The sequence below is a fragment of the Pseudomonas sp. BRG-100 genome, from assembly GCF_000737955.1.
GTDB classification, from domain to species: domain Bacteria; phylum Pseudomonadota; class Gammaproteobacteria; order Pseudomonadales; family Pseudomonadaceae; genus Aquipseudomonas; species Aquipseudomonas synxantha_A.
In genome coordinates, this window is the sequence record NZ_JPRX01000001.1 from 5,270,035 (window position 1) to 5,295,419 (window position 25,385).

10 protein-coding genes are annotated in these 25,385 nt (G+C 58.8%); 7 read left to right on the forward strand and 3 right to left on the reverse strand.

Annotation, left to right across the window (positions count from 1 at the left end; all coding sequences use genetic code 11):
• Window positions 1-3: 3 nt before the first annotated feature.
• The 3 genes from JH25_RS04100 to JH25_RS04090 all read left to right on the forward strand — a co-directional run bounded on the left by JH25_RS04100 (window position 4) and on the right by JH25_RS04090 (window position 6,307).
• Window positions 4-297, forward strand: a complete 294-nt coding sequence (locus JH25_RS04100; protein WP_032880157.1) for a BolA family protein — start codon at window positions 4-6, stop codon at window positions 295-297.
• Between the two features lie 210 nt (window positions 298-507).
• Window positions 508-3,195: an RHS repeat-associated core domain-containing protein gene (locus JH25_RS04095; protein ID WP_236648068.1), complete on the forward strand. Its 2,688-nt coding sequence runs from the start codon at window positions 508-510 to the stop codon at window positions 3,193-3,195.
• A 124-nt stretch (window positions 3,196-3,319) separates the two neighbouring features.
• Window positions 3,320-6,307 (forward strand): RHS repeat-associated core domain-containing protein, encoded by a 2,988-nt coding sequence (locus JH25_RS04090; protein WP_032880158.1) that lies wholly within the window; start codon window positions 3,320-3,322, stop codon window positions 6,305-6,307.
• Window positions 6,308-6,470: 163 nt separating this feature from the next.
• Here the strand turns inward: JH25_RS04090 and JH25_RS04085 are convergent, their stop codons facing one another.
• From JH25_RS04085 to JH25_RS04075, 3 genes are read right to left on the reverse strand one after another with little or no spacing between them, the layout of a single operon-like run.
• Window positions 6,471-11,054: a SpvB/TcaC N-terminal domain-containing protein gene (locus JH25_RS04085; protein ID WP_032880159.1), complete on the reverse strand. Its 4,584-nt coding sequence runs from the start codon at window positions 11,052-11,054 to the stop codon at window positions 6,471-6,473.
• The gene (locus JH25_RS04080; protein ID WP_032880160.1) at window positions 11,051-15,877 is read right to left on the reverse strand and encodes a neuraminidase-like domain-containing protein; all 4,827 of its coding nucleotides are present in this window, start codon (window positions 15,875-15,877) and stop codon (window positions 11,051-11,053) included. Before JH25_RS04080 ends, JH25_RS04085 begins: the two co-directional genes overlap by 4 nt.
• Window positions 15,878-15,921: 44 nt before the next feature.
• The gene (locus tag JH25_RS04075) at window positions 15,922-18,711 is read right to left on the reverse strand and encodes a Tc toxin subunit A (RefSeq protein WP_236648069.1); all 2,790 of its coding nucleotides are present in this window, start codon (window positions 18,709-18,711) and stop codon (window positions 15,922-15,924) included.
• Window positions 18,712-18,911: 200 nt separating this feature from the next.
• On the opposite strand from JH25_RS04075, the gene JH25_RS04070 reads away from it, so the two are divergent.
• From JH25_RS04070 to JH25_RS04055, 4 genes are all read left to right on the forward strand, one after another.
• Window positions 18,912-21,818: an RHS repeat-associated core domain-containing protein gene (locus tag JH25_RS04070; protein WP_032880162.1), complete on the forward strand. Its 2,907-nt coding sequence runs from the start codon at window positions 18,912-18,914 to the stop codon at window positions 21,816-21,818.
• A 131-nt stretch (window positions 21,819-21,949) separates the two neighbouring features.
• Window positions 21,950-22,891, forward strand: a complete 942-nt coding sequence (gene trhO, locus JH25_RS04065; protein ID WP_005789885.1) for an oxygen-dependent tRNA uridine(34) hydroxylase TrhO — start codon at window positions 21,950-21,952, stop codon at window positions 22,889-22,891.
• 3 nt (window positions 22,892-22,894) lie between these two features.
• Window positions 22,895-23,530: a DsbA family protein gene (locus tag JH25_RS04060; protein WP_032880163.1), complete on the forward strand. Its 636-nt coding sequence runs from the start codon at window positions 22,895-22,897 to the stop codon at window positions 23,528-23,530.
• A complete protein-coding gene (locus JH25_RS04055) occupies window positions 23,523-25,325 on the forward strand; it encodes an ABC transporter ATP-binding protein (protein ID WP_005789883.1) in 1,803 nt (600 codons plus the stop codon). Before JH25_RS04060 ends, JH25_RS04055 begins: the two co-directional genes overlap by 8 nt.
• Window positions 25,326-25,385: the final 60 nt, after the last annotated feature.

Sequence of the window (25,385 nt, forward strand, 5' to 3'; positions counted from 1 at the left end):
GCAATGACCATGCAACAGCGTATCGAAACGGCGCTCGCCGCCCTGGGGCCGGAACACTTGAGTGTGCTGGATGAAAGCCACATGCACAGCCGTGGGTTGCAGACCCACTTCAAGGCCGTGCTGGTCAGCCCGCAGTTCGAAGGGCTCAACCGCGTCAAGCGCCACCAGAAGGTCTACGCCACCCTGGGTGACCTGATGAGCGAATTTCATGCGTTGGCGCTGCATACCTACACGCCTGAGGAATGGGCGAAAATCGACGCAGCCCCGGCCTCGCCGACCTGCGCCGGCGGGCACTGAAAACCTTTGAGGCCAGCAGGTGCCAAGCCTGCTGGTCTCGACAGGTAGTGCCAGAATCTGGTTACACAAGGCTACTTTTTATACCCCTTTATCGAGGCCGGTACCTCTAGGATTTGTTGACCTTAGTGCAAAACAGGTCATGAATTCATGTCTAACGCCCTACATCGAAATACGCCTACCTTGACGGCCATTGACCCTCGCGGGTTAGCCGTGCGCACTGTGCAGTATCATCGTGCAACGCTCGCGGACTCCCCTCAGGCGCGGGTCAATCGCCAGGTGTTGAGTGCCAGTGGTTTTTTGCTTGAACAGTGGGACCCACGTCAGTTCGCCCTTGGCTCGACCGGGGTGGCGGCGCAATCGAACCTTTACAGCCTGTCGGGTGAAACCGTGCGAACCCAGAGTATGGATGCCGGTTGGCGCTTGGTCATGTACGGTGCAGCGCGGCAGCGGTTGCACAGCTGGGACTCGCGCGGCGCCCTTCAAGCGTTTCACTATGACCATTTGCTGCGCCCTGTGGCGGTGTTCGAACAATCTGCAGAGGACCCGTCACCCCGTTGTGTCGAGCGTATGACGTACGCGCCCGCAATCTCGGCCGAGGTCGTCGGCAATCGCTGTGGACGGTTGATTCGCCATGCGGACCCGGCGGGTGTGCTGCTGGTGGAGGCGTACGCGATCGATCAACGCGTCATCAAGCAAACCAGACGGTTTCGCGCCGATATCGCTCTGGTCGACTGGCCAAACAGCGATGAGGCACAGGATCTGCTAACGGAACGCCAGGCCTATACCACCACCTGGCGTTACGATGCGCTGGGTGCAATGCTGGAGCAGATCGATGCCAAGGGCAACCGCCTACAGTGGCGCTATGGGCAACAGGGCTGGGTGTTGGAAATGCTGCTGATCTTCAAGACCGGCGAGCGCCAAGTGTTGATGAATCAGCGGGTATACAACGCCAGCGGCCAAGTCGTGTCCGAGCGGGCGGGCAATAACGTTACCAAAGTCGCCCGTTACGCCGAGCACGACGGTCGTTTGCAGCAACTTGAGGTGTACCGCCAAGGGCAGGCCGGCACGCCGCTGCAGCAGCTGGTATATGAGTACGATCCGGTCGGCAACATCCTCAGCCTCAGCGACCTGGCGCAACCGACTCGATGGCACAGCAACACCCGGATTGATGCGGTTAATCGCTACCAGTACGACACGCTATATCAGTTGATCCAGGCCAGCGGTCGGGAAAATAGCGCCAATGCCGGGGGCCGGGCTTTGCCAACGCAGGTGCAGTTCGGGGCGACGGATCAGGGGCTCTGGCGCAATTACACCCACCATTATGCCTATGATGGTGCGGGCAATCTGACGCGCCTTCGACACGTGCCCTCCAGCGGCACAGGCTATACCCGCGAAATGCAAGTGGCGGCGCTCACGAACCGCGCCGTGCCCGTAGCGCAAGGGCGGCAGGTTCAATGGGATGGGGCGTTCGATGCCAATGGCAATCAGTTGTCGCTCGACGGCACACAGCAGGCGGCCTGGAATGTGCGCAATCAATTGACCTACACCACCCAGGTACAGCGTGAGAACGGTGACCCTGACGTGGAGAGTTACCTGTATGACAGTCAAGGCCTGCGCGCACTCAAGGTTCGCAGCCGTGAGGCTCGTGCAAAACCTTACACCCAGGAAACCTATTACCTGCCGGGCCTGCAAGTACACAAGCAAAGGGCACAGCGCTTCAATGTGCTGGACATTGATACGGGCGGTGGGCGAGTCACCGTGGTGCAATGGGAGTCGGGCAAACCCAGCGAGATGAGTACCCACTCACTGCGATTCAGCATTCTGGATCACCTCAAGAGCTGTGCGCTGGAACTGGACGAGCAGGCTCGCTTGTTGAGCCAGGAGCATTACTATCCTTATGGCGCAACGGCGTGGTGGGCAACCAGCAATATCGTTCGGGGGCACCCTAAGATTCGCCGTTACTCCGACAAGGAACGCGACGCCACGGGCCTGTACTACTACGGTGCGCGTTATTACGCACCGTGGTTGCAGCGCTGGATAAGCCCGGACCCGATGGGCGATGTGGACGGCTTGAACCTGTATGCGATGGCCCGGGGCAATCCCGTAGGGTTCAGGGATGCCGATGGCACGCAAACGACGTTTGGCGAGCAATTCCAACCCGGTCGAGGCGATATTCTCTTTGGCTTGGCCGCGACGGTTGCTGCCTACAGGAGTTTCTGGTCGAAGCTGAGCGCGCGCGGGGATGCGATGGTGGCCTATTTTTCAGGCGCGGAACTGCAGCGCTGGACTGCCGGGCTGGCGCCTCCCGTTCGCGCCTTCTCTGCATTTCGCAACGTGAATGCGGAGCTATTCAGCGACTTGACGCAAGATCCACATGACCCAGCGAAAGCTAACGAACTCAAGGCCGAGCTCATTGAGCAGCTTTCGGTCGGCGTCCGGCCGTTTTACGAGGGCATTGTTTCGAAATATTCAGGTTGTACGTCAACTTCCTGCAACCAGCAATTCGCGAGGAGGTTTGTCAGTGATCTTGCCGCAGGCAGGTATTCACTCGAGGCGACGGCTCGCCAACACATTGGCACAGACCTATTGGCCATTCAGCAAAAAATCGTCACTCGAAGCAGCAAATCGGCTTTGGAAACCTTGACTAGCCCGCAAAGTGCGGCAATGGTCCATTTCGCTCTCGACAATTTGGACATAGGAGCCGTCGTCAGCAAGCAAGGGGTATCTGCCACGGCCTCCGAGCTGCGCTGGCTTTATCGGCATCGTCTGCAACTGGCAGGCCGCGTGACGTTCTATCGACACCAACAACGGGTCGACGCGCCTTGGGAGTCAAACGCGTCCGCTTGGCGTCGCTACAAGCCCAGCCGTCCGAGGGTGTCAGGGCGGGCGGCACGCTGACACGTGAGCGGGTCGGGGCGATGCCAGTAACTGGATACACAAAAGCATCCTCCAGCACCACCTTTCTCATCCCCTCATCCCTAGGCTCTCAGGACTACTTGTTCAGCAATAAGGTCCTGAGGTCATGTCTGATTCCATCCATCGAAACACGCCGTCCCTGGTCGCAGTCGACCCGCGTGGGTTAATTGTTCGTAACATCGATTACCACCGTTCAAGCACAGAGGTTGAACCGCAGATGCGCATTCATCGTCAGGTGTATGGCAGTACGGGCTTGATGATTGAACAGTGGGACCCACGTTTGTTGCAGTTGTCACGCTCACAGCCTGACACCGCGCCCAATCAACGCACGGTCTATAGCCTTGGTGGACAAGCGTTGCGCACCGACAGCGTGGATGCCGGCTGGCGGCTGACGCTGATGGGGGAGGCTGGGCAGTTACTGGAAGAATGGGATGGGCGGGGCGCTCACCAGGCTCATCGCTACGATCAATATCTGCGGCCGGTGGCGGTCTTCGAGCAGGCGGCCAGTGACGGGCAAGCGTTGTGCGTCGAGCGTCTTGCCTATGCTGCATCTTCGAACGAAGAGGCGGCGCGCAACCGCTGCGGCCGGGTGGTTCGCCACGATGACGGCGGCGGCTCGTTGTTCCACGAGCGGTATGGGGTGCACGCAGAAGTTGCTCAGCAGACCCGACGCTTCCGGCAGGCGGATGCCGCGCTGGATTGGCCGCAGCTGTACGCACAACGCGAGGTGCTCCTGGAGCCCGAGATATTCCAGACATCCATTGGGTTCAACGCGCTGGGTGAGCGCCTGCATCACACGGACGCCAAGGGCAATCGCTTCGACTACGCCTACGGCATTGACGGCCAGCCGGCGAGCATCTTTGTGACGCCCAGGGGCGGCGAGCGTACGCAGGTACTGGGCCAGCGGCACTATAACGCAGCGGGTCAGGTGCTCAGCGAACGCGCCGGCAACGGCGTTGTGCGTGCCATGCACTACCGTGAATTCGATGGTCGCTTGCGGCAAATGACTGCCCATCTGCCCGCGCGACCGGGCGCAGCGCTGCAAGACCTGCGCTACGAGTATGACGGCGTTGGCAACGTCGTGCGGATCGATGACCTTGCCCAGCCGACGCAATGGTCCAGCAACACCCGAATCAGTTCGACCAGCCTTTATGAGTACGACACGTTATCGCAACTGACCAAGGCCACCGGCCGCGAAACCGCCGGCAACACTGGAGGCCCGGCGTTACCAGCGAGTGTGACGTTCGGCTCGACTGACGACAGCGTATGGCGTCGCTACACCCAGCGGTTCAGCTATGACGCCGCCGGAAATATGCTTGAGTTGCAACATGTGCCCAGCAGCGGCACGGGCTTCACGCGGCAGATGAGCGTGGCCGCGGGCAGCAATCATTTTCTGCCGCAGGCTGATGGAAAGGCTGCGCCGGGGTTGGGCCAGGGCTTTGACCGCAACGGCAATCTGCAAGCGTTGGCAGGCGATCACAAGATGGGCTGGGATGTGCGCAATCAACTGGTGCGCCTCACGCAGGTGCGGCGCGAGGGCGGCAACGACGATGAAGAACGTTACGCCTACGATGCCACGGGCCAGCGCATCCTCAAGCGCCGGGTCTCCCAGGCCCGGGGCGTGCTGCATAGGGCCGAGGTGCGCTACTTGCCGGGGCTGGAAATTCGGCATGACAGCGCAACGGGTGAGCAACTGAATGTACTCAACCTTGATGCTGGTACGACCACGGTCCGCGTCCTGCTTTGGGATCGCCACCCTTCGGGGGGGCGCCAGGACGCGCAGATCCGTTACGGCTTGTCGGACCACTTGGGCAGCAGCAGCCTGGAACTGGGCGAGCAGGCGCAACTGCTCAGCCAGGAAAGTTATTACCCCTTCGGCGGGACTGCCTGGTGGGCGGCGAAGAATGCCAGTGAGGCGAGTTACAGGTTCATCCGTTACTCGGGCAAGGAGCGCGATGCCAGTGGGTTGTCTTACTACGGCTTCAGGTATTACGCACCGTGGTTATGCCGATGGATCAGCCCGGACCCGATTGGCGATGCCGATGGTTTGAATCTGTACGCCATGGTTGGCGGTAATCCGGTTAGCAAGGTCGATGCGCAAGGGCTGGCTGCCACACCGGCTTTGGAGGAGTCGCAGGATAAACAAATACGCAGGCTTTCCATCAGCCGCAGGCTCGCGAATATAGGTAGGGTTATGCGCCCGAGGATACAACCGGCCTCGGCGGCAGCGATTCGCGATGGTTTATCCACCTATATCGCCAATGCAATCGCGACGGGCGTCGATCTGGCGGTCTTCAGTACCGTCCAGCCCACGGCACAACGCAACCAAATCTTGCGCCTTACCGTTGCGGTGCTGGATGCAGTGTCCACGGCACATATGAGCACCGGTATCGCCGGTAACTGGACGCGATATGCGCCACAGATCGGTGCTATTTTTGCAGGTGCCGCGGGTATGGGGTATGCCATGCATGGCGACTCGATAGGTGATCAAGCCGAGCACAGCTGGGACCCGGTGGCGGTCCAGCGGTTGGGCGGACATGTGCGCGCGCTCTCCAGAGAACTGGTGCAGCAGGTCCTTCGTGGGCACGGTACCGGCATCTCCTGGGGCAGCACGCCCCTGCGCGGCAGGGTCACGCGCACCGCCGGAGCGACGGCCGCCTATGCCCTTGCTACCGTGGCCAACGCTGTTTATGGCGGGGAAGTGCCTGCGCTGATGCAACCCAATGTCTCACCTGCAATAGAAGCCTACGATGGGGCGATGGGAACGATGATGCGTGGCGGTCACCGGACCGCCGTCCACGATCCCCATGGCCAAACCGTACAGCTGCCGGATCCTGTCGCGACGGCGCACGGTGGGCTGAGCAGAATGTTCAATCAGGTGTGGACGCACTGGGCCGCGTCCGGTGTCGAGGCATTGGCCGTTGCGCTGACGGGCCTGCCACAGGCCGCTCAAGGCCGGACCACTCGAACAATTGTCATGGCGGCCCGCGGCGTGATTGCATCATTGACCGAATGGCGCGGCTTTTTCGTAACGTTTGCCAGGCGCGGGTATACAACCTTGGCGTCGCGATGGGGCGCAGCCCGGCGATCCTGACAAGAACATGAATGGGTCGTCGCTGCGGCCCATTCAACATCCCAGTCGGCTTCAAGGCTGCCTTTGCAGGCAAGCCTCACACACATTTGAACGGCTCACGTTGGAGGGGCCAGACCGCTACAGGTCTGGCGCAGGAGCAAAAGTTCTGTAGATACCCAGGTCTTTAGGGGGTATCAGTCAGTATGTTGTCGGAGTTCAGCTCTGCATAAGTGTCGTTTTCGTCCTCATTGACGGTGTACCAGGCCCAATAGGTGTTACGCCGCATAAATCCTCCTGCGGTCAATGTCTTTGTCGGGCGCCCGAGCGGGTCGTAGAACTGTCGGTCGCTGTGGCCCAGCTCGCGCATGGATTGATCATTGACGTAGGTGTGCTTGTCGGCGAAGTAGGGGCGGTAGACGCGAATGACCAGGCCCTTGTTGTTGTATTCGACACGCTCGCTGATGCGCCAGCGGGGGTCGGCTTGCACTTGGCGCAGCTGTTTCTTCAAAGTGGCGTTTGCATCCGGCAGTTCGTCGACCAACAGGTTGCCCTTGTCGTCGACGGCATGGGCCGGGCCTGGTTCGGTCTTCTGCTTGGTCTGCAATGAGCGGCCGAAGCCATCCCAGCAGGTCAGGGTCATGCGAACCTGTTGTTCGGCATCGCCGGGGTAGCGGTCAGCTTGCAATATGAGCCCATGTACCGGCGTACGGCTGGCCTCATCGATCAACGCCTTGAGTTGTTTTGCACTGTCACTGAGGGGCTGGCGAGCACCACTCAGCCGCGATCGCGCGCTCATGCGGATATGCCCGCCGGGGAGCAGATACCCCTTGGTAATCCACTCGGGCTTGACCAGAGCCAAGTCGATGCTGCCCATCCAACTGAAAGGGGCGTAGCAGTGCGCGCTGGCCATGTCTTGCAGCACGCTTTGCGCCTGTTCGATGGCCAATGCGGGCGTTACATTTTTGCGCGGGCGGTAGCTTTCCAGAGCGGCGAAGCCCACTCTGAGGCTTTGTTCGTGGCCGTAAAAGGTGTTGGCGAGTAACTGCCCAAAACCGTCATAAAGCGCTTCTTGAATAGTGCCATTGGGGTCGACGATTTTTATCGGCAGCAGCAATCGATAGTCGTATTCGGCCTTGGTTACACAATCGTCGGGCATTTTTACGCGCACGGTTTGCAACGTGTAGGGGTCATAGGTGAGCTTTGTTTCGCCATGGGCCTCGGTGGCCCGCAGCGCCCTTATCCGATAAAACTGGGTGGCCTTGCCATAGCGGGGAAAGTGCCGGCGAATCGACCACAGTCGGTTTTCCTTGGGCGGCACCTCGCCGTCGAATAGAAAAAACAGCTCCATGGTGTGATAGCCGCTATCGGTGAGCTTTTGCACCAGGTCCACCTTGAGTTGGTTGGGCATGGTCGGAATGTCGTTGTAGGCACTTATGGCCTGGTCATCCAGCTCGGCGATTTCCAGATAGTCAGTCAATGCCTGGACGGTGGCGACGCCAGGCTCCAGGGTTTTACCGGAGCTACCGGCCTGCCGGTAGTACTGCAGCGACAAGCCGCTCAGGGTGCGGCTGGCCCCTGCGGCCAGCGGCCCGACGCTGGTATCGATGAACACCTCATAGGCGATACGCGCAGGGTCCAGCCCGCCAGGCGCCGGCGCCTTGCCGAGCACCAGGGCGTTGTCTCGTTGGCGGTAGGGCAAGGCCAGGCACCACTGCTGTGCGTCGTCCAGATGAATGGGCTGCGCCAGCGTTTCGCTCAGGTAATAGAATTGTTGCGCGTTGTCATGGGTATCGTGCCACCAGCGCTGCTGGTGCTCATCCACCAGCACGGCGGGCGGCGGGCTGTCGGTGGTGGTACGGCGGGCATAATGCAGGGTCACGCTATGCACCAGGTAACCATAGGCATCCCAGCGCAGATTGATCTGGTGCTGGCAGACGGGATCGTTTTCCACGCCTTCATATTGATAGCTGATCGACTCCAGCGCTAATGGCAGCAACCGGGGGTAGGGCGTATGAGCACTGGCGGGGGCCAGTTCACGGACCAGATACCGCTGGTGTTTGACCGAGTAGGGCACGACGTCTTGCGCCGGGTCTGCTGCCATCACTTCGACCCGCAGCACCGCGCCACTGAGTGCACGGGCCACGTCGCGTGCCAGCGCCGGTGCGGGGTCGCTGATCAAGTCGTCATGATGATCCAGCGGTTGTGCCCCAGCTGTCCCCCTGTAGCGGCTGACCAGCGTGCGGCCGGGAGCCTTGGCGTCTGGGTCGTGAGTGCTCTGGCCGAGGCAGGGCATGTCAAGGGATCGCCCGGTATGAAACCAGGTTTTGCTGAGCACGGGAGCGCTTGACCCCGGCGCGTGAGGGGCGTCTTTGCGGCTGTCGGTGTCGGTTTGCAGCAACAGCCCAAAGCCACGAAACTTGCGGTCCACACGGTCGTAATAAGCCTGACGATAGCTCACGCGCTGGGTCAGCTGGTTGCCGGTAATTTCGTCCCGTTGGGTTTGTTGGCTGGCCAGCAGCAGCGCAAAGGGTAACTGGCTGATAGCGGGCTGGCCCTTGGCATGCAGCTCGCGTTTTTCGTCCAGCCACTCCTGGGCGCTGCTGCGATATTTGATCGCCGCCTGGGCGCCCATGTTGTTGTCGGTGCGTATGAGCAGCCAGGGCTTGTGGCTGAAAAAGTCGTAGCGCCAATGGATGGGGGTCTGGTGGGCGGCGGTCAGGATCAGGCTAGGGCAGCCCCGGCCGCTCACGTCGACGATGTTGACCTGGCAGTGGTCGTCATACTGCACACCCTCTGGCCACGGGACTTTGATCGCCTGCGCCTCGAAACCGTTGCCGCCTTTATTGAGGAAAATCCACAGGTGGGCGGCGCTCAAATACAGCAAGTCCGTAGCGCCACCTCCATTGAGGTCGACGAGCAGTACATTGGCCGGCTTGAACGTTTCATAACGCAGTGGCAACGGAGCCAACACAAACCCTCGGGCAAAGCGGCCTCGACCCAGGTTCGGCCAACATTTCACTTCGTCATGCCGGATACGCACCAGATGCTGTTGGCCCGTGGCGAGTACATCGCTGAACGCCACCAGCTCGTTAGGCGAGGCGGAAACGATCGGCAAGACGTCATCGAGCTTATGAGGCACCTCAACGGCGGGTTCGAAGCCTTTTCTTCGGCGATTGGCATACAGGCGTACGCTACGGGGGCCGATCATGGCAACGTCAGGGCGTCCCGTCCCCATCAAGTCGGCGAGGATGCCCTGGGGGTGGAAGAACTCCGAGGGGAATGCATCGAACGACGTATAGGCTGACCAGTTACGCTGTTCATCCAGGCTGAAAAAGCCATTCATTCCTGGGTGGGCAACCAGCCAGTCCAAACGGCCATCGCCGTCCACATCGGCCAGCGCCTGGTGGATGGGCCGGCTGCTGTCGGCGACCGGCACCCGCGCCAACTCCTGGGCCGCGCCGTAAATCACCTCGTCGCTGGTTTTCGTGTGCTGCGGCCTGAGCGGTTCACGGTAGTACCAACTCTTGTCTGCGCGATACAACACACCCGGTATGCCTTCGCCATACAGATCGACCAGTTGATAGCGATCGCTGTCATGCAGCCCGGGCAGCGAACTGAAGGGCTTATAGCCGCTCTTGTCTACCTTGAGCTGGCTCGATTGGTAAAAACACTCCAGCGGCGGGCGGCTCACACTATTGCCCGAGCTGTCGAAGGCCTGCTCATGGACCCCAATCAACAGGCTGACATGGGTGGGCGCGCGGTATTCCAGCAGCAGACGTTTGACCAGCACCGGGTCGGTGCCCATTTGCGCTTCCTTGGGGAAGTGGTGAAACATCAGAATCTGGTTGCAACAGCGCAGGGTGCGTAGCTCGAAGCCGAACGAAAAATCCGAGCAAGGATCGGGTCGTGTCGGCCACTCCCGGATTTTCTGATACGTCGGCCGCTTATCCAGCTCAAGGTCACGTTCGCCATAGTCAAAGAGCAACTGAAAGTGCCAGCCCATGCCCGGCTCATCGTCGGTCTTCCAAAGGTAGAGTTGTTCCTGCTCCTCGGCGGTGAAGTTGCCGTAGCAGACGCGCTCCAGGTAACGCTGGGCTCGACAGTCCCTCGGGTAGCGTGAGGAGTCAGTTTCTTTTTTGTAGTGATAATAAATGTGTTCGCCGTGGGTATTCAGGCTTTCCTGCAACAACCATTGCGCCACATGATGCGGGTGGCCCGGATCGGCAATTCGGGCCAATGGGGTCTTCCCGTAAAAGTGCTGACTGCCATCGGCACTTTGTATCAACCAGAAGCCTGCAGCATCGGTTGCCGAGTGCCAGTGCTCGATACGGTCGAAATGGCTCTCGACCCGGGGAAAGTACCGGGTGGCCGTGTAGGCGATGGTCAGTGGCAAACCATTGAAGGAGGTCGCGGCGCGGCTGACGATCGCACCTTCGGCGTCGCGTTCGGGTAGCCATATTTGCGCGTCGGGGCCTACCAGTACGTCGTGCTCCGTGTAGGCCGGCACACCATGGGAGGTACGCCGGCTGACAGCCGGCAGGGGTATCCCCCAACCCAATCCGAAGGGGCCGTTGCCAGCGCCGCTGTGATAGGCCAGCGACATGGCCGGCGCGTAACCGCGCGCGGGAGAGATCGGCAAGGGAATCTCAAAGGTGGCCATACCGCTGGCGCCGACATCGCCCCAGCCTTTGCCGGTGCCTTGAATGGCACCGCCGCCTTTGGGCAGGGCCGGGGTATTGACTTGGAGGTTGGGCGTATCGTCGTTCATACCTTACCCCCGCTGGCAACTGGCACCCTGGCGGTGTAACGCAGGTGAATGACGATATCGTTGATCGATTGGAGTACGGCTTCTTGCCGGCTGTGATTGGGGAATTCCAGGGTCCAGTTGGAAATGGCCCCGGTGTATTCGAAGGGCAAGTAGCGATCGTGGCTCTCGAAGTTGAGGGTGAACAGGCCGTTGTCATCCAGGCCGGTGGACAGTGCGATTTGCTGATGGGCACGCATGTCGCGGCGCCGCTCGCCTGCGGGCAATACGATTTCGTTATGGGTTTGGGTCAGTATCGCCTTGATGTCCTCATAGGGGCCTAGCGTCGCGGGCAACGACATGCTGATGCCTTTTATTCGCCGCAGGATGTGGTGGGGGTAATCCTCTTCAAACAGAGCCTCGGGCAACTTGAAGCACAGCGTGCCGTTATCGACCAGTTGTCGTTTATGCTCGGCCCATGTGTTTTGTGTACTCGATGATTGAGTGCCGGTTGTGTCTGTTGTAGGTGTGGAGACTTTGCAATCGATCATGCGATGACGCAGGGAGATGGTCTTGACGATCTCCAGGTCCCGCACGTTCTGGTCCACATAGGCCGCATTCATCTTCAACAGCGACAGCTTCAGGGCCTCACCCGCCAGGTAGCCGCGGTAGTTGTTGTTCCAGGCACCGGGCTGGATAAACGTGCTCGCATAGTCTGCGACTTCGTACTGCCAGCACGCTTGCGCGGTGCGGCACAGGGAAAGGCTAAGGTCATAGACTTGGTAGTAGAACTTGCTCAGTTGTACATTGAGCCAGTCATACAGTTGTGCCCTGGTAAAGCGCTTGGCCAGCAATTGATAGTTCGACCAGGCCTGGGCCAGGGAGGTCTCGGCCAGGCGTAATTGCAGGCGCGTGGCTTTTTCCTGCTCGGCATAGGCTTGTAACTGGGCATCGACCTGTGCCAATTCGAGTCGGGCCTGATCCTGGGCATGCGCCCACTCTTGCTCCCGACGGTTGAATTGCTCGGAACGGTCCAGGTCTGCGGCAGTGCCCCGCAACACTGTCGCGACGCCTTGAGCCAAGGCTTGGGCTGCATAAAACGGGCCCTCCCAGCGCGACCCGCCGGTACTCGTACCGAAGATGTTCGGCGCGATCATCGCGATGCCGGCCGCTGCGGCGGCGGCGGAACCTGCGGCCTCGAATCCGCTACTGATCAGGTAGAGTTGGCCTGCGTGTGCTTCTGCGGGGCTGATGCCTTCGGTGAGCAGGCGTTCGTAGTGGCGCATCCGGGATTCGATCATGCTACGACTGGCGCCGAGTGCCTGGCGGTTTTTCTCGTCGAGCAACAATGCCTGGTGTTGTTGGGTGACGACGATATTGGCCAAGTCCCAGGCTTGTTGTTGCTGCAACTCCAGGTATTCAGCCTGTTCCTTGCGCTCAATCAGGCTCAGCACCGTGTTGCCGAATTGAATCACCGCCTCGGTTGCCGTGAGCGCGTGGCCCAGCATGATCTGGAAGCGATAATGGCCGACTTGCGCGTCAATGAACGGCGCCGCGCCTCCTTCGCCGAAGGCACCGCTGCTGCGGCTAGCCAACAGTTTCAGAGGTGAGAGCGGGGTTGCGTACAGCGACAGGCGCAAGGGTTTGCCAGTGATATCGAGATTGTAGCGCAGGTTATGCAGGCGACTTTCGAGCTTGTCCCAGCGCGCCACCAGATCGGTATTGAAGGGTAGGCACAGATCATCGGTGTCCGTGAGCGAAGCCAGTGCGGTGCTTTCGGTCGCAGGGTTGACATTGATTGGTGGGTTTTCTTGCTCCAGTTCTACCAGGGCTTTAGAGCGGCTCGTCGTCAAACTTTCGAGGGTGATTTCATCCCACGGTTCAGTGGTGGTGACGCGGGGGCGTGGCCCGAGAAAGTGATTGGCTCGCGTGTACCAGAGTTTGGCCTGGGTCAGGCTGTCGGGGGTGAGTTGCCGATAGGCTGCATCGCCACGATTGAGCAGTATGTCGAGATAAAGCAGGTAGATTGCTTTGCGAAAATGCACCGGTGAGCGAATCGCCAGTTTATGTGGGTCGTGAGTGACTGAACCGGGGAGCGGCCCCGTACGAACGAGCTCGTTGAACCCCCAAAATGCAGGGCGCTCGCTGGTCGTATCGGCCAATCGCCCTGGGTCGAAGATGTGTTTTAGCCAGGCTTGGGCTTCGACATACTGCTGCTCCTGATTCAGGCGGTGGGCAACCAGCCAGGGCACGTACAGGAACAGCTCCCAGAAGTACTTGCCGTGAGCCCCGTTAAAGTCAATGTCCTCTGCTGCGCCACCTGGCGTGAGTGGAGGTTCTTGCCACGTTTTCGGTGTTAACGAAAACAAATGCTCAAGGCTGACATTGGCCGCCTTGACCAGATTGCCGGCAAAACAGGTATTCATGCGCAGGCGGGGGGGCGTGTCGGCAGGCGGGGTTGAGGTGCTCGTTGGGAAATCAATAAATTCGGCGGTGCCGAGTTTTTCCGACGTCTGTCTTTTGATCGTCGGCGCCAGTTGTTGATTGAGCGTTGTGTCAGAGGTGGAAGGGGCCAGCTTCAAGGTGGTCGCTTTCAGGGTATAGCCGAGAATTGTCGAGTCGTCTTCTTTGGCAGGCTCAAGCGTCACCACCCCGTGTATCAGGGTGATGCCCGACGTTATTTCCTCCGTGGTCACTGGAATCCGCGCCGTGACCCGATGCCCGCTGGGTAATTCGGGATTTGATCCGGTGAGGCTTTCGTGGGTAGTGTCCTGATAGTTGATGATTTGATGTGAGTTGGCATTGATTTTTTCGGTGAATGGATAGTCTGTAAAATTAGCTCTCATAATGATGTGCTTATAGGCACGTAAATTAGATGTGCGCAGGTTGGGCCTTTTGATGGTCAACGTATTTTGTGCGTGCAGCGACGTCTTTTTGTTTGCGTCTGGATATTTGCTGTAGCGGTCAAGGGCGACCTGGATGGAGTTTTTTGTACTTGTATATAAACTGATGAACGCATTCTTGTCGATATAATGATCTTCGAGTGAGACGGTGTTCCCGTCTTTGGATTTAGCGTTAATGAGTAACCCGTTTTTGATATGTACAGCGTTGGGGAACTCATCATGCGTGGCCGTATTTTTAAAATAAAGAGCGTAAAAATCAGTTTTTAACGCGTCTGTTGGGCCGATAATTTTAGACTCACTGGTCAGTTTGAGCTGAGTGGCTTTCGGATCATCCAGTGCGTCGTCTACTATCAGTATGATGCTAATGTCCTTAGGGGCTTCTTTTGTTAATGTGACGCTGTACGATTGCCGGAAATTTTCATTGAGGGTGGAGGTAAACACGAGTTCGTTGGTATTTGAATCAAAAGAGACGTCACTTGTTTCTGGGCTTTTTATTTTTTCTCGATTTTTTCCAAAGTTCCAATGGTTGTTGTCTTCGGTAATCGTTTCTTCCCTGGGGGAAATCGAGTGCTTGTTTGGGGGTGTCACCTTGAACTGCAAGTTACCTTGGTTTTTATGAGCAAAGAACGTGAGGTATTGCCGGGCGGTGTCAGGCAGCAACTCACTGTAGTACCCACTCACGCTTTGATCTTTGCCTTGAACGACAGTCTGCACTTTTGTCTTCTGCGATGGATCGAAGTGTTCCAGGAGTCGGTTTATCTCTTCGTCCACCTGTGAGCCGGGCAGCACGCTGTAGCGCTCGGGGCTGCCACCATCGGCGATGGTGGTGATGTTGAAGGACTGGTCGACGTGGACAGCCTGGAAAAATTTGCCAATAAAGTTCTCCTGCTGTTTGGGGTCTTTACGGCTGGTGGCCAGCACACTTAAAAACAGTACCGGGGGGCCGTTACTGTCGACGATAGCTACCGTCTGCGTAATGGTTTTCAGAAAGGCAGAGGTCAATGTATTGACGTCTTCGGTAGCGCAGTGCTCCTCGATGCAGGCTTTGGGTGCGCTCCAACTGCCATCGTGCTTTTTATTAGAAAAATTGAGGCGAAACTTGACGTAGCGGCTGTTGATCCATTCGGTCAGCTGTTTTTTTTCCTCTGAATCCGTTTGCGCCGGTGGGACGGAACTGGTGGGGGCGGGTTTGATGCATTCGGCCCAGATGAAAAATAACCGGTTATTGAAGTACACCGGCCGGATACTTTGCTCGGCGGTGGCGTCGGAGACCGACAAGTTGATTCTCTCCCAGTCTGACCAGGCGTCCTGAAAAAGTACCGAGCCTGCGCGCTTGGACAGGTCGAGGGAGCGCCAGTAATAGGTGTTTTCGGAACTCGATTTACCGACGAAGTAATAGGTGCCGCTATGCAGCTTGCTCAAGTCGGCGTCGATATAACCGTTGATCGTGCGTATGTTGGCGGTTTCCTCGAACCTGGCCAGGTAATTGTGAACCGCCGTGGTGACGGTATCCGCTTGAATTCGATACTGGCTCAGATCGTTTTCCAACTGTTCAAAACTGTCGGTCTTGTCACGCCGTAATGTCGGGTCCAAGTAGTTGGCGGGGTGATAGTGCAACTGCTGGTTGGCATTCCAGAGAGCGTAGGTGTGCAACTGTTCGCGCCATAACGTGTCCTGTTGCGCGGTCATGCCCTGCTTTTCATAGCCCGGTTCCAGGCCGAGTTGGATGCGCGTGATGTACTGCTGCAGGCTGGAGATGGCACAGGCTACCGGGCTGGTCGGTACGGCTTGGCTGACTTGTACGTCGAGCAGCCAGTATTCGTAAAGATCGTCGGCATGGGTGATCTTTTCCTTTAAGTCGGTAGGTACCTTGTAGGTCAGGTAGTACGCGAGCATGGCGTCGCGCAGGCTTTCATTGAGCTGTTGATTAAGCGAGTGAGACATGATCAATCCTTGAGCAGGTCGAATGTGAGTAGGGTGTGAATGGGTTATGAATACGCACTTGTGATCGCCTCGCCGACGCTCTTCCAGTCAGCAAATGTAGAGTCGGCTTTCAGTTCGCTGGCTTTGATCAGCATGTTGGCAGGCAGGCCTGTGTCGATGCTGGCTTGGCGGCAGCGCAGCACCCAGTCCAGGCGCATCATTGAGGTAATGCGTGGAGGTCTCAGTTTGTCGCAGAAGACGTCGATTTCACTGGCGTTCCAACCTAAAAGTTGAGCGAGACGCTCGTTCGTTTCTTCACTGGTGTTTTGCGTAGCGCCGTTGGGCAAGGTATTGGCGTGTTCGAAGTAGTCGAGCAGTTGCTCTTCCGTCAGGCCGCAGTGGTGTAGGCAATGTTTGAACTGCTGCATGAGGTAGAGGTTGTACGGGGTGAGTTCAAGTAACGAAGACATCTTGTACTTGCTCGCGAGCCAGTGCGGATTGACCAGGAACTGGTGAAGTGCTTGTGGGCTGAGGGGCAGTTGCAGAATATCGGCGGCGTGAGGTAACCGCAGTATCAGATAACTGAGCGTTTGCAGCGGCGAAGCAGCGGGGGCATATAAACGCAGGAAATGGTGGTCATTGTCGTATTTTTGATAGCCGTTGGTATTGCTTGGCTCATGGAGGACGGTTTGGGTGATTTCTTTAAGGCGTAGATATAAAGCCCACAACTCATCACGCACCTTGCTCAGCAGTGTGTTGAGTGTAGGTTTCGCTTGGTTGATCAAATGTGTCGTACGTACAGGCATAGTGCTGATTTCAACGGAGGAGAGCACTTGATCGAGCGCCATCTCGATGCTGTTATTGGGACGCATCCGTTGCAGCGCCGCATAGGCCAAGGATTCCCAGTCAACGGCGGGTAAACGAACTGTTTCGTCATCGGGTTGCTGAGGAAGATCAAACCGGTGCAACGCTTCGGAAAGAGACGCTTGGTCATAGCTGGCGAACTCCTTCAATAGCTGATTGATGATCGGGTCCTGGACCTGGCGATCCAGCAATAGCTGGCGTCTGAGCAGCGCCAGGCTGCTGCCGTTTTCTTTAAACCAACGGCTGGCCCACTCCAGGTGCATGAGCATGTCGAGGAAGTCAGTCGTGCCCTTCGGTTTGTTGCGTAACGTTGGGTTGCGCAGCTGCATGAGAAAGTTCGCATTCCCGAGCATTTGCACCAACTGTCGGCATTCCACGACCGATAACCCGAACAGGCGAGCGACTCTCGCTTGCCGATAGATCTCGCTGACCGTCTCGATCGTGCGGGTTGCAGGTTTGTTGGGGTTGATCAGTAGTTGAAGCGAATCCTGGGTGTCTTGCAGGCCCAACCCCGCGCAGAGCTGTTGCCGGGTGGTACCGTCGAACGTAGCGCTGTCCAGATACAGGGGAGGCAGGGCGGAACCCGTGCGATTGAACACCTGGTCGAACAATGACACGCGGTCGCCTGAGGCATGGACGGGTAACTGATGAAGCAGGGCGGCAAATTCTTCGGCTTGCAACGTGTAGCGTTTGCTCAAATAGCAAAAGACCCCCAGCGACCGGAGGGTGTTATGGGTGATCAGCAGCGTGCTGTTGCGATGGCCTTCACAGCGCATGGCGCTGACTATCAGGGTGTCCAATTGCGCGAAAGGCAGGCCGAGCCAGCGCTGTAGACGAATCATGCGTTGCAGCCTGTCGAAGCGCTCAAGGCTAACGTGGGTCAGCTTGGCGTTGTCCAGGCTGATAGCGGGTGTGGTCGTGCCGTTGATATAGCACGCACCGTAGGTGAGGCCGGGGTTTTGCTTGCAGTTAGGCGATTGGCGTGGTGACTGAGTCTGTTGTGCAAGCAGCGCCTGAAGTTGGTCGGCATCCAGTTGTGTATGGTTCAGAAAGTCAGTGAGTTTCTCTGGTCCTGTCTGATCTATCGTCCAGTTGTAAAACTGGAGATGGAACTTTTTCACCTTTTCCTCTTTTTCCACCTCTGTTTCGGTAACCCATTTAGCTTTCAGCATTGTCTGTTGTTGAGGGCTCAACCCCGATAACTGACACTGGACTTCGTTGTTCTGTTCGCCGACCTGCCCGTAAGTGCTGGTTTCTCCCGCCAGAGGCAATTGGCGACTGATGCGATAGTTCACCTCACCCAACGCCGGCTTGTCGCCCGACAGGCCCTGTTGGCATTGCTGATGGTGCAAATGATAGGGCAGAGAAAACGGATACCAGGTTTCACTCAGCACCTTATAGGTATCTTCTTCTTTGGCCGGCGCGATATTTTTGAGCAAGATCTGGTTGACGATCGACAACATGGGAACCTGGCTCGAAACGCTATGTTGGTTGATCACCTGGTCTTTGAGTTCCGGGCGTCGCTGCGACAGCTTGAGCGCGTTTGCGTCCTGGGTGTTTCCTTCGAGCTGTTGGGCGAACAAATAGAGCGCCCGCAGGTAGGCAGTCGGTGAGTCAACCGCTGCAATCGACGAACTGGAGCAGAACTGGTCCCACTTTTCCTTGAACAAGGCCTGGTAGGTTGCGCTGGTCTCGGGGGGGAGACTGCGTTTATTGCGCGGTGAAGAAGGGGGGGACGAGACTTGCTGTTCGCGAAATAGCGTTTCCAGTTGCGCGGCGGCGCTCTGGGCCTTGAGGTACACCGTGTGTGCATCGTCATCGTTGTACGTTGCCAGTTGCTCGGCAAAGGCGCTTTCGGACAATCGTACGATGTCCAATACCGAGTTGAGGTTGAGGCGCCGCAGGGCGGTCTTGAAATCGTCCCGACCGGGGGCGGGAGGACGTGAGTGATCAATCAGCTTGGCGAGCAAGGGGCTGCTGTCGGTTTGCATATTCATACGTTCCTTCACGCCCGCCGAGGGTGCCGGCGGGCAATGAAAAACGCTATCACGCAGGTTAACGGGGCCAGGTATAGGTATTTACAGGCGTCGTCGGTGCACGCCGGTTGAGGTGCCTATACACCGATACCACCTCTGTGCAAGACATGAGCCCTAGGCTTTTCTGACCATTGTGCAACTCAGGCCATGTGATCATGTCTGCTTCACTTCATCGAAATACGCCCTCGCTTGTAGCATTCGACCCCCGTGGGTTGACGGTCCGCAGTGTCGCTTATCTGCGCGCTACCCCCCAGGCTGCGCCGACGGCCCGTGTCAGGCGTCAAGTCTATGGGGCCAGCGGCCTGATGCTTGAGCAGTGGGACTCTCGTCTGCATACCCTTAAATCACGTGAACCATTGATCGAGGCGAATCAGGTGTCGGTGTACAGCCTGTCCGGGACGCTGATCCGCAACCACGATGTGGACGCCGGCATGCGGCTGATGCTGGCAGCGCCATCCGGGCAACTGTTGCAGGTCTGGGATGGTAGGGGGGCCTATCAGCGCCACGACTACGATGACTTGCAACGTCCGGTGGCGGTGTTCGAACAGGCTGCCGACGAAGAGCGACCCCGGTGTGTTGAACGCCTGGTATATGCCACCCCAACGTCTGAGCACCGCGCCCTTAACCGCGGTGGTCGTCTGGTGTGCCATGCCGACCCGGCTGGCACCCAAGTGTTCGAAGCGTATGGGATGAGCGGGCAAGTGCTTCGGCAGACGCGGCGATTTCGCGAGGCGCCGGGCGATGTTGACTGGCCGCTTGCTCAGGCCGATCAGGACGCGCAGTTGGACGGCGAGCGTTACACCACACGCTGGATATTTGATGCCCTCGGCGGCACGTTGGAACAGGTCGACGCCAAGGGTAATGGTCGGCAGTTTGCCTATGGGTTGGACGGACAGACGAAACATATTCACCTCGCCTTGAAAAGTGGCGCACGCAAAACCGTGATAGATCGCTACGTCTATAATGCCGCCGGTCAGGTGGAGACGGCCCGGTTGGGCAATGGCGTGAGCAGTCTGGCCGCCTATCGGCCCGAGGATGGCCGTATGAACCGGTTGATGGCGTACCGCCAGAATGAGCCGGCGGCGCCATTACAGGATTTGCGCTACGACTATGATCCCGTGGGAAATGTTTCGAAGCTGCGGGATCAGGCGCAACCGGCCCAATGGAGCCACAACACGCAAGTGAATGCCGCCTATTGCTATCAATACGACTCGCTGTACCAACTGACCCAGGCGACAGGCCGGGAAAGTACCGTCGCCGCCATCACCCCAGCACTGCCTGCGCGTATTTCGTTCGGTTCGACCGATGCCGGTTTATGTCGCAACTACACCCAGCATTATGCTTATGACGAGGGGGGCAACCTGACCCGGTTGCGGCATGTGCCGTCCAGTGGCGTCGGTTACACGCGCGACATGCAGGTCGCCAGTGGCAGTAACCGCGCGTTGTCTAGCGAGCATCCGGTTGGCGCGTTGGCGCAGGGTTTTGACGCCAATGGCAATCAGCAACGGCTGGGGCGTGGTGTAGCGATGGCGTGGAATGTGCGTAATCAGTTGTCCAGGGTCACGTCAGTTGTGCGCGACGCAGCTGACTCGGATGAGGAAGCTTATGTGTATGCAGGCGACGGCCAGCGTGTGCTCAAGCTCACTCACCAGCAGGTTGCCGGCAGTCGACAAACGGCGCGTGTCTATTACCTGCCAGGCCTGGAAATTCGTCAGTGGCCATTGCGTCGATTGAATGTGTTGCGCCTTGACGTAGCGCGCTGCGCGGTGGAGGTCTTGCAATGGGAGCTGGGACTTGATGAGGGGGCTGACGATGAAGCCCTGCGTTTCTGCCTGACCGATCAGCAGTCGAGCCATGGGTTGGAGTTGGGCGAAGAGGCCGAGTTATTGAGTCAGGAGAGTTATTTCCCGTATGGGGGGACAGCGTGGTGGGCATCGCGCAACGCGGTGGAGGGCAGTTACAAAACCCGTCGATATTCAGGCAAGGAGCGTGACGGCAGCGGTTTGTATTACTACGGTTTCCGCTATTACGCCCCATGGTTGCAGCGCTGGATAAGCCCCGACCCCGTTGGGGGAGGGACGCAGCTGAATCCTTATCTCATGGCGTTCAACAACCCGGTCACGTTCGTTGATTCAATGGGGTTGCAGCCTACCGACATGGAAAATCCTCAGATACAGGACGAGATCATACTCATCCTGGTTCTGGCCTTGCTGGGCCTGGGGGCGGGAGCGTTGCTGGGTGATGAGAGGGTGGGGGCTGCCGTGGGGGGGCTGGTGGGAGGCCTGCTGGTTGGTACCGCCCGCTTCATTACCTATCAAAGCATGCAGCCGCAGGCCCTGGCCAGCGCAGCGCAACAACAGGAAGAAAATTTCGCCAGGGCCGTTTCGGAGACGGCGATTGCTGCGGCGGAGGATGCGGGGCTGAGTCACGAAGAAACGGAGCGGCTGGTGAATTTTGCCTACGCGCGCCGTCATGCTGAAAAAGGCATTACCCTTATGGTCCATCGGCGTCAGGGGACCCTCCGTGGCTACGTGGGGCCTGTGGACGAGGCGGAAGACCTCGAACGCGTACTGGGGGGGAATCGTAACCCGATGCCGGAGTTGAAACGCATGGGCTATGGCGTGATAGTGCTGCGAAGTCCAGCACGTGAGTCCGCTGCCGCGAGCGGTCAGCAGGCGGGGCCAAGCGCGTTCGAGGTTGGGGTGACGACACCGGTGGCTGGTTCAAGTCGCGCACGCGGTGGTCGGCAAGCACAGGCGCAGGTGCCGTTGGTGGCGCCGGCGGCAGCGAGAGCCGCTACCCCGCAGATGGAGTTCGATACCGCGAGGCTTGTAGATACCCAACTATCGGGCCGCGAGCGCCGCAGTATTGCCCTTACCCTCAGCCACTTGCGTGAAGGGCGTTTTGGCGCGGTTCATTGGCATGCTCACAGAGACCAACTATGGTCCGCTGATTTGCACGGCTACGCCGCTGCTCGTGGGCGCGGTGCCTATCGTTTGATGTTCAGCCATCTCGGCGGCCAGCGGTACCGAGTGGAAGGGGTACGTAACCCACATCGCTGAGGACATATCAGCGGCTGCGTGCCGATGCGATGGCGCCGCACTTTTGTTAGAATGCGCGCCGCGTCGCCTGACCGACGCCTTTTTGCATCCGGTTCACCCCTTACGAGGGTAGCCACCTGGAGAGAACACCCATGACTCAACCGATTGTTGTGGCGGCACTGTATAAGTTCGTCACCCTCGAAGATTACGTCGCCCTGCGCGAGCCACTGCTGCAGGCGATGGTCGACAACGGCATCAAAGGCACCTTGCTGATCGCCGAAGAAGGCATCAACGGCACCGTTTCCGGCAGCCGCGAAGGTATCGATGGCCTGATGGCCTGGCTGAAAAAAGACCCGCGCATGGTCGACATTGACCACAAGGAATCCTACTGCGACGATCAGCCGTTCTACCGAACCAAGGTCAAACTCAAGAAAGAGATCGTGACCCTGGGCGTCGAAGGGGTTGATCCGAACAAAAAGGTCGGCACCTACGTCAACCCGCAAGACTGGAACGCACTGATCAGCGATCCTGAAGTGCTGTTGATCGACACCCGTAACGATTATGAGGTGTCAATCGGTACCTTTGAGGGCGCAATCGACCCAAAGACCACCAGTTTTCGCGAATTTCCCGACTATATCAAAGCCAACTTCGACCCGGCCAAGCACAAGAAAGTCGCCATGTTCTGCACCGGCGGAATTCGCTGCGAGAAGGCGTCGAGCTATATGCTCAGCGAAGGCTTTGATGAGGTTTATCACCTCAAGGGCGGGATCCTGAAGTACCTCGAAGAGGTGCCCCAGGAAGAAACCAAATGGCAGGGCGACTGCTTTGTGTTCGACAATCGCGTGACCGTGCGCCACGACTTGAGCGAAGGCGACTACGATCAATGTCATGCCTGCCGCACACCAGTGAGCGTAGAAGATCGCGCCTCTGAGCATTATGTGGCTGGCATCAGTTGCCCCCATTGCTGGGATAAGCTGCCGGAGAAGACCCGTCGCAGCGCGATCGACCGGCAGAAGCAGATCGAGCTGGCCAAGGCACGCAACATGCCGCACCCGATTGGTTTCAACTACAAGCAAACTCCTTCCGAGGCCTGAGCCATGTCTGCGCGCCTGCTCTATGTAATGGATCCGATGTGTTCCTGGTGCTGGGGCTTCGCCCCGGTCGCGCAGGCGCTGGTTGAGCAGGCCCAGGCGGCCGGCGTGGACGTGCACCTGGTGGTGGGCGGCTTGCGTACCGGTAGCGGTGCAGCGCTGGAGCCGACCACCCGGCGCTACATTCTTGAGCACTGGCAAGCGGTGACCGAGGCCACCGGCCAGCCATTCAAGCGTGAGGGCGCATTGCCTGACGGGTTTGTCTACGACACCGAGCCTGCCTGCCGTGCCATCGTCACCGCGCGCAGCCTGGCGCCGGATTGCGCCTGGACGCTGCTGGGGCTGATCCAGCGCGCGTTCTATGTCGAGGGACAGGACGTGACCCTCGCCCATGTGCTGGTGGACCTGGCCGAGCAGGCCGGTATTCCGCGTATCGAGTTTGCAGGCGAGTTCGACCGCGCCGAGCAGCATGCCGCCACGGCCGCCGATTTCACCTGGGTGCAGGATCTGGGGATCGCCGGTTTCCCGACGTTGCTCGCAGAGCGCAATGGCCAGTTGGCCTTGCTGACCAATGGTTACCAGCCGCTGTCCGAGCTGTCGCCGTTATTGGGTCGATGGCTGGAGCGAGCTGCCTGTGTATGAGCAACCTCAACGCACTGACCGCCTGACCTGGGCAGAGATTCGCCGTCTGGCGCTGCGCCACAAGAAAGCCCTGTGGATCGCCAATGGCGTGGCCGTGCTGGCGACGCTGTGCAGTGTGCCGATCCCCCTGCTGTTGCCATTGCTGGTGGACGAAGTGCTGCTGGGCCACGGCGATGCCGCGCTCAAGGTGATGAACCACGCATTGCCCCTGGGTTGGCAGAAAGCCGCCGGCTACATCGGCCTGATGCTATTGGTAACGCTGGCCCTGCGCTGTGGTGCGTTGGTGTTCAACGTGGTGCAGGCGCGGCTGTTTGCGCGTTTGGCCAAGGACATCGTCTATCGCATCCGCGTGCGCCTGATCGAACGCCTCAAGCGGATCTCCCTGGGTGAGTACGAAAGCCTGGGTAGTGGTACGGTCACTACCCACCTGGTCACCGACCTGGACACCCTGGACAAATTCGTCGGCGAAACCCTCAGCCGTTTCCTGGTGGCGATGCTCACCCTGGTCGGCACGTCGGCAATCCTGGTGTGGATGCATTGGCAGCTGGCGCTATTGATCCTGTTGTTCAACCCGCTGGTGATCTACGCCACCGTGCAATTGGGCAAGCGCGTCAAGCATCTGAAGAAGTTGGAGAACGACAGCACCTCGCGCTTTACCCAGGCATTGACCGAAACCCTCGATGCCATCCAGGAAGTGCGCGCCGGCAATCGCCAGGGCTTTTTCCTTGGGCGCCTGGGCCAGCGTGCCCAGGAAGTGCGCGACTATGCGATTCATTCCCAATGGAAAACCGATGCTTCCAGCCGCGCCAGTGGGTTGCTGTTCCAGTTCGGTATCGACATTTTCCGTGCGGCAGCCATGCTTACGGTGCTGTTCTCCGACCTGTCCATCGGCCAGATGCTCGCCGTGTTCAGCTACTTGTGGTTCATGATCGGCCCGGTGGAACAACTGCTGAACCTGCAATACGCCTACTACGCCGCGGGCGGCGCGCTGACGCGGATCAACGAGCTGTTGGCACGCGCCGATGAGCCGCAGTACGCCGGTGGTGCCGACCCGTTTACCGGGCATGAGACTGTCGGTATCGAGGTGCGTGGTCTGGAGTTTGGCTACGGTGAGGACCTGGTGCTCGACCAATTGAACCTGGCGATCGCGCCGGGGGAGAAGGTGGCGATTGTCGGCGCCAGCGGCGGCGGCAAAAGTACCCTGGTGCAGTTGCTGCTGGGGCTCTATACACCACAGGCCGGCAGCATTCGTTTTGGCGGGGCCACCCAGCAGGAGATCGGCCTGGAAACCATTCGTGAAAACGTCGCCGTAGTCCTGCAACACCCGGCGCTGTTCAACGACACCGTGCGCGCCAATTTGACCATGGGCCGCACTCGCTCCGATCAAGCCTGCTGGCAGGCGCTGGAAATCGCCCAGCTGGATGCTACTGTCAGGGCGCTGCCCATGGGCCTGGACAGTGTGGTGGGGCGCTCGGGTGTGCGCTTCTCCGGTGGTCAACGGCAGCGCCTGGCCATCGCCCGCATGGTGCTCGCCGAGCCAAAAGTGGTGATTCTGGACGAAGCCACGTCGGCACTGGATGCGGCGACCGAGTACAACCTGCACCAGGCATTGGCGCGGTTTCTCAGCGGGCGTACTACACTGATCATCGCCCACCGGCTGTCCGCGGTGAAACAGGCTGACCGAGTACTGGTGTTCGATGGCGGGCACATCGCCGAGGATGGTGACCATCAGCAATTGATTGCCGACGGCGGGCTCTACGCCAAACTTTACGGACACCTGCAACAAGTGCGTTGATTTAGCTTAGGCTGTGCTATCGGAAGCGGATTTTCGCGTGCGTATCAAGCTGTGCATGTG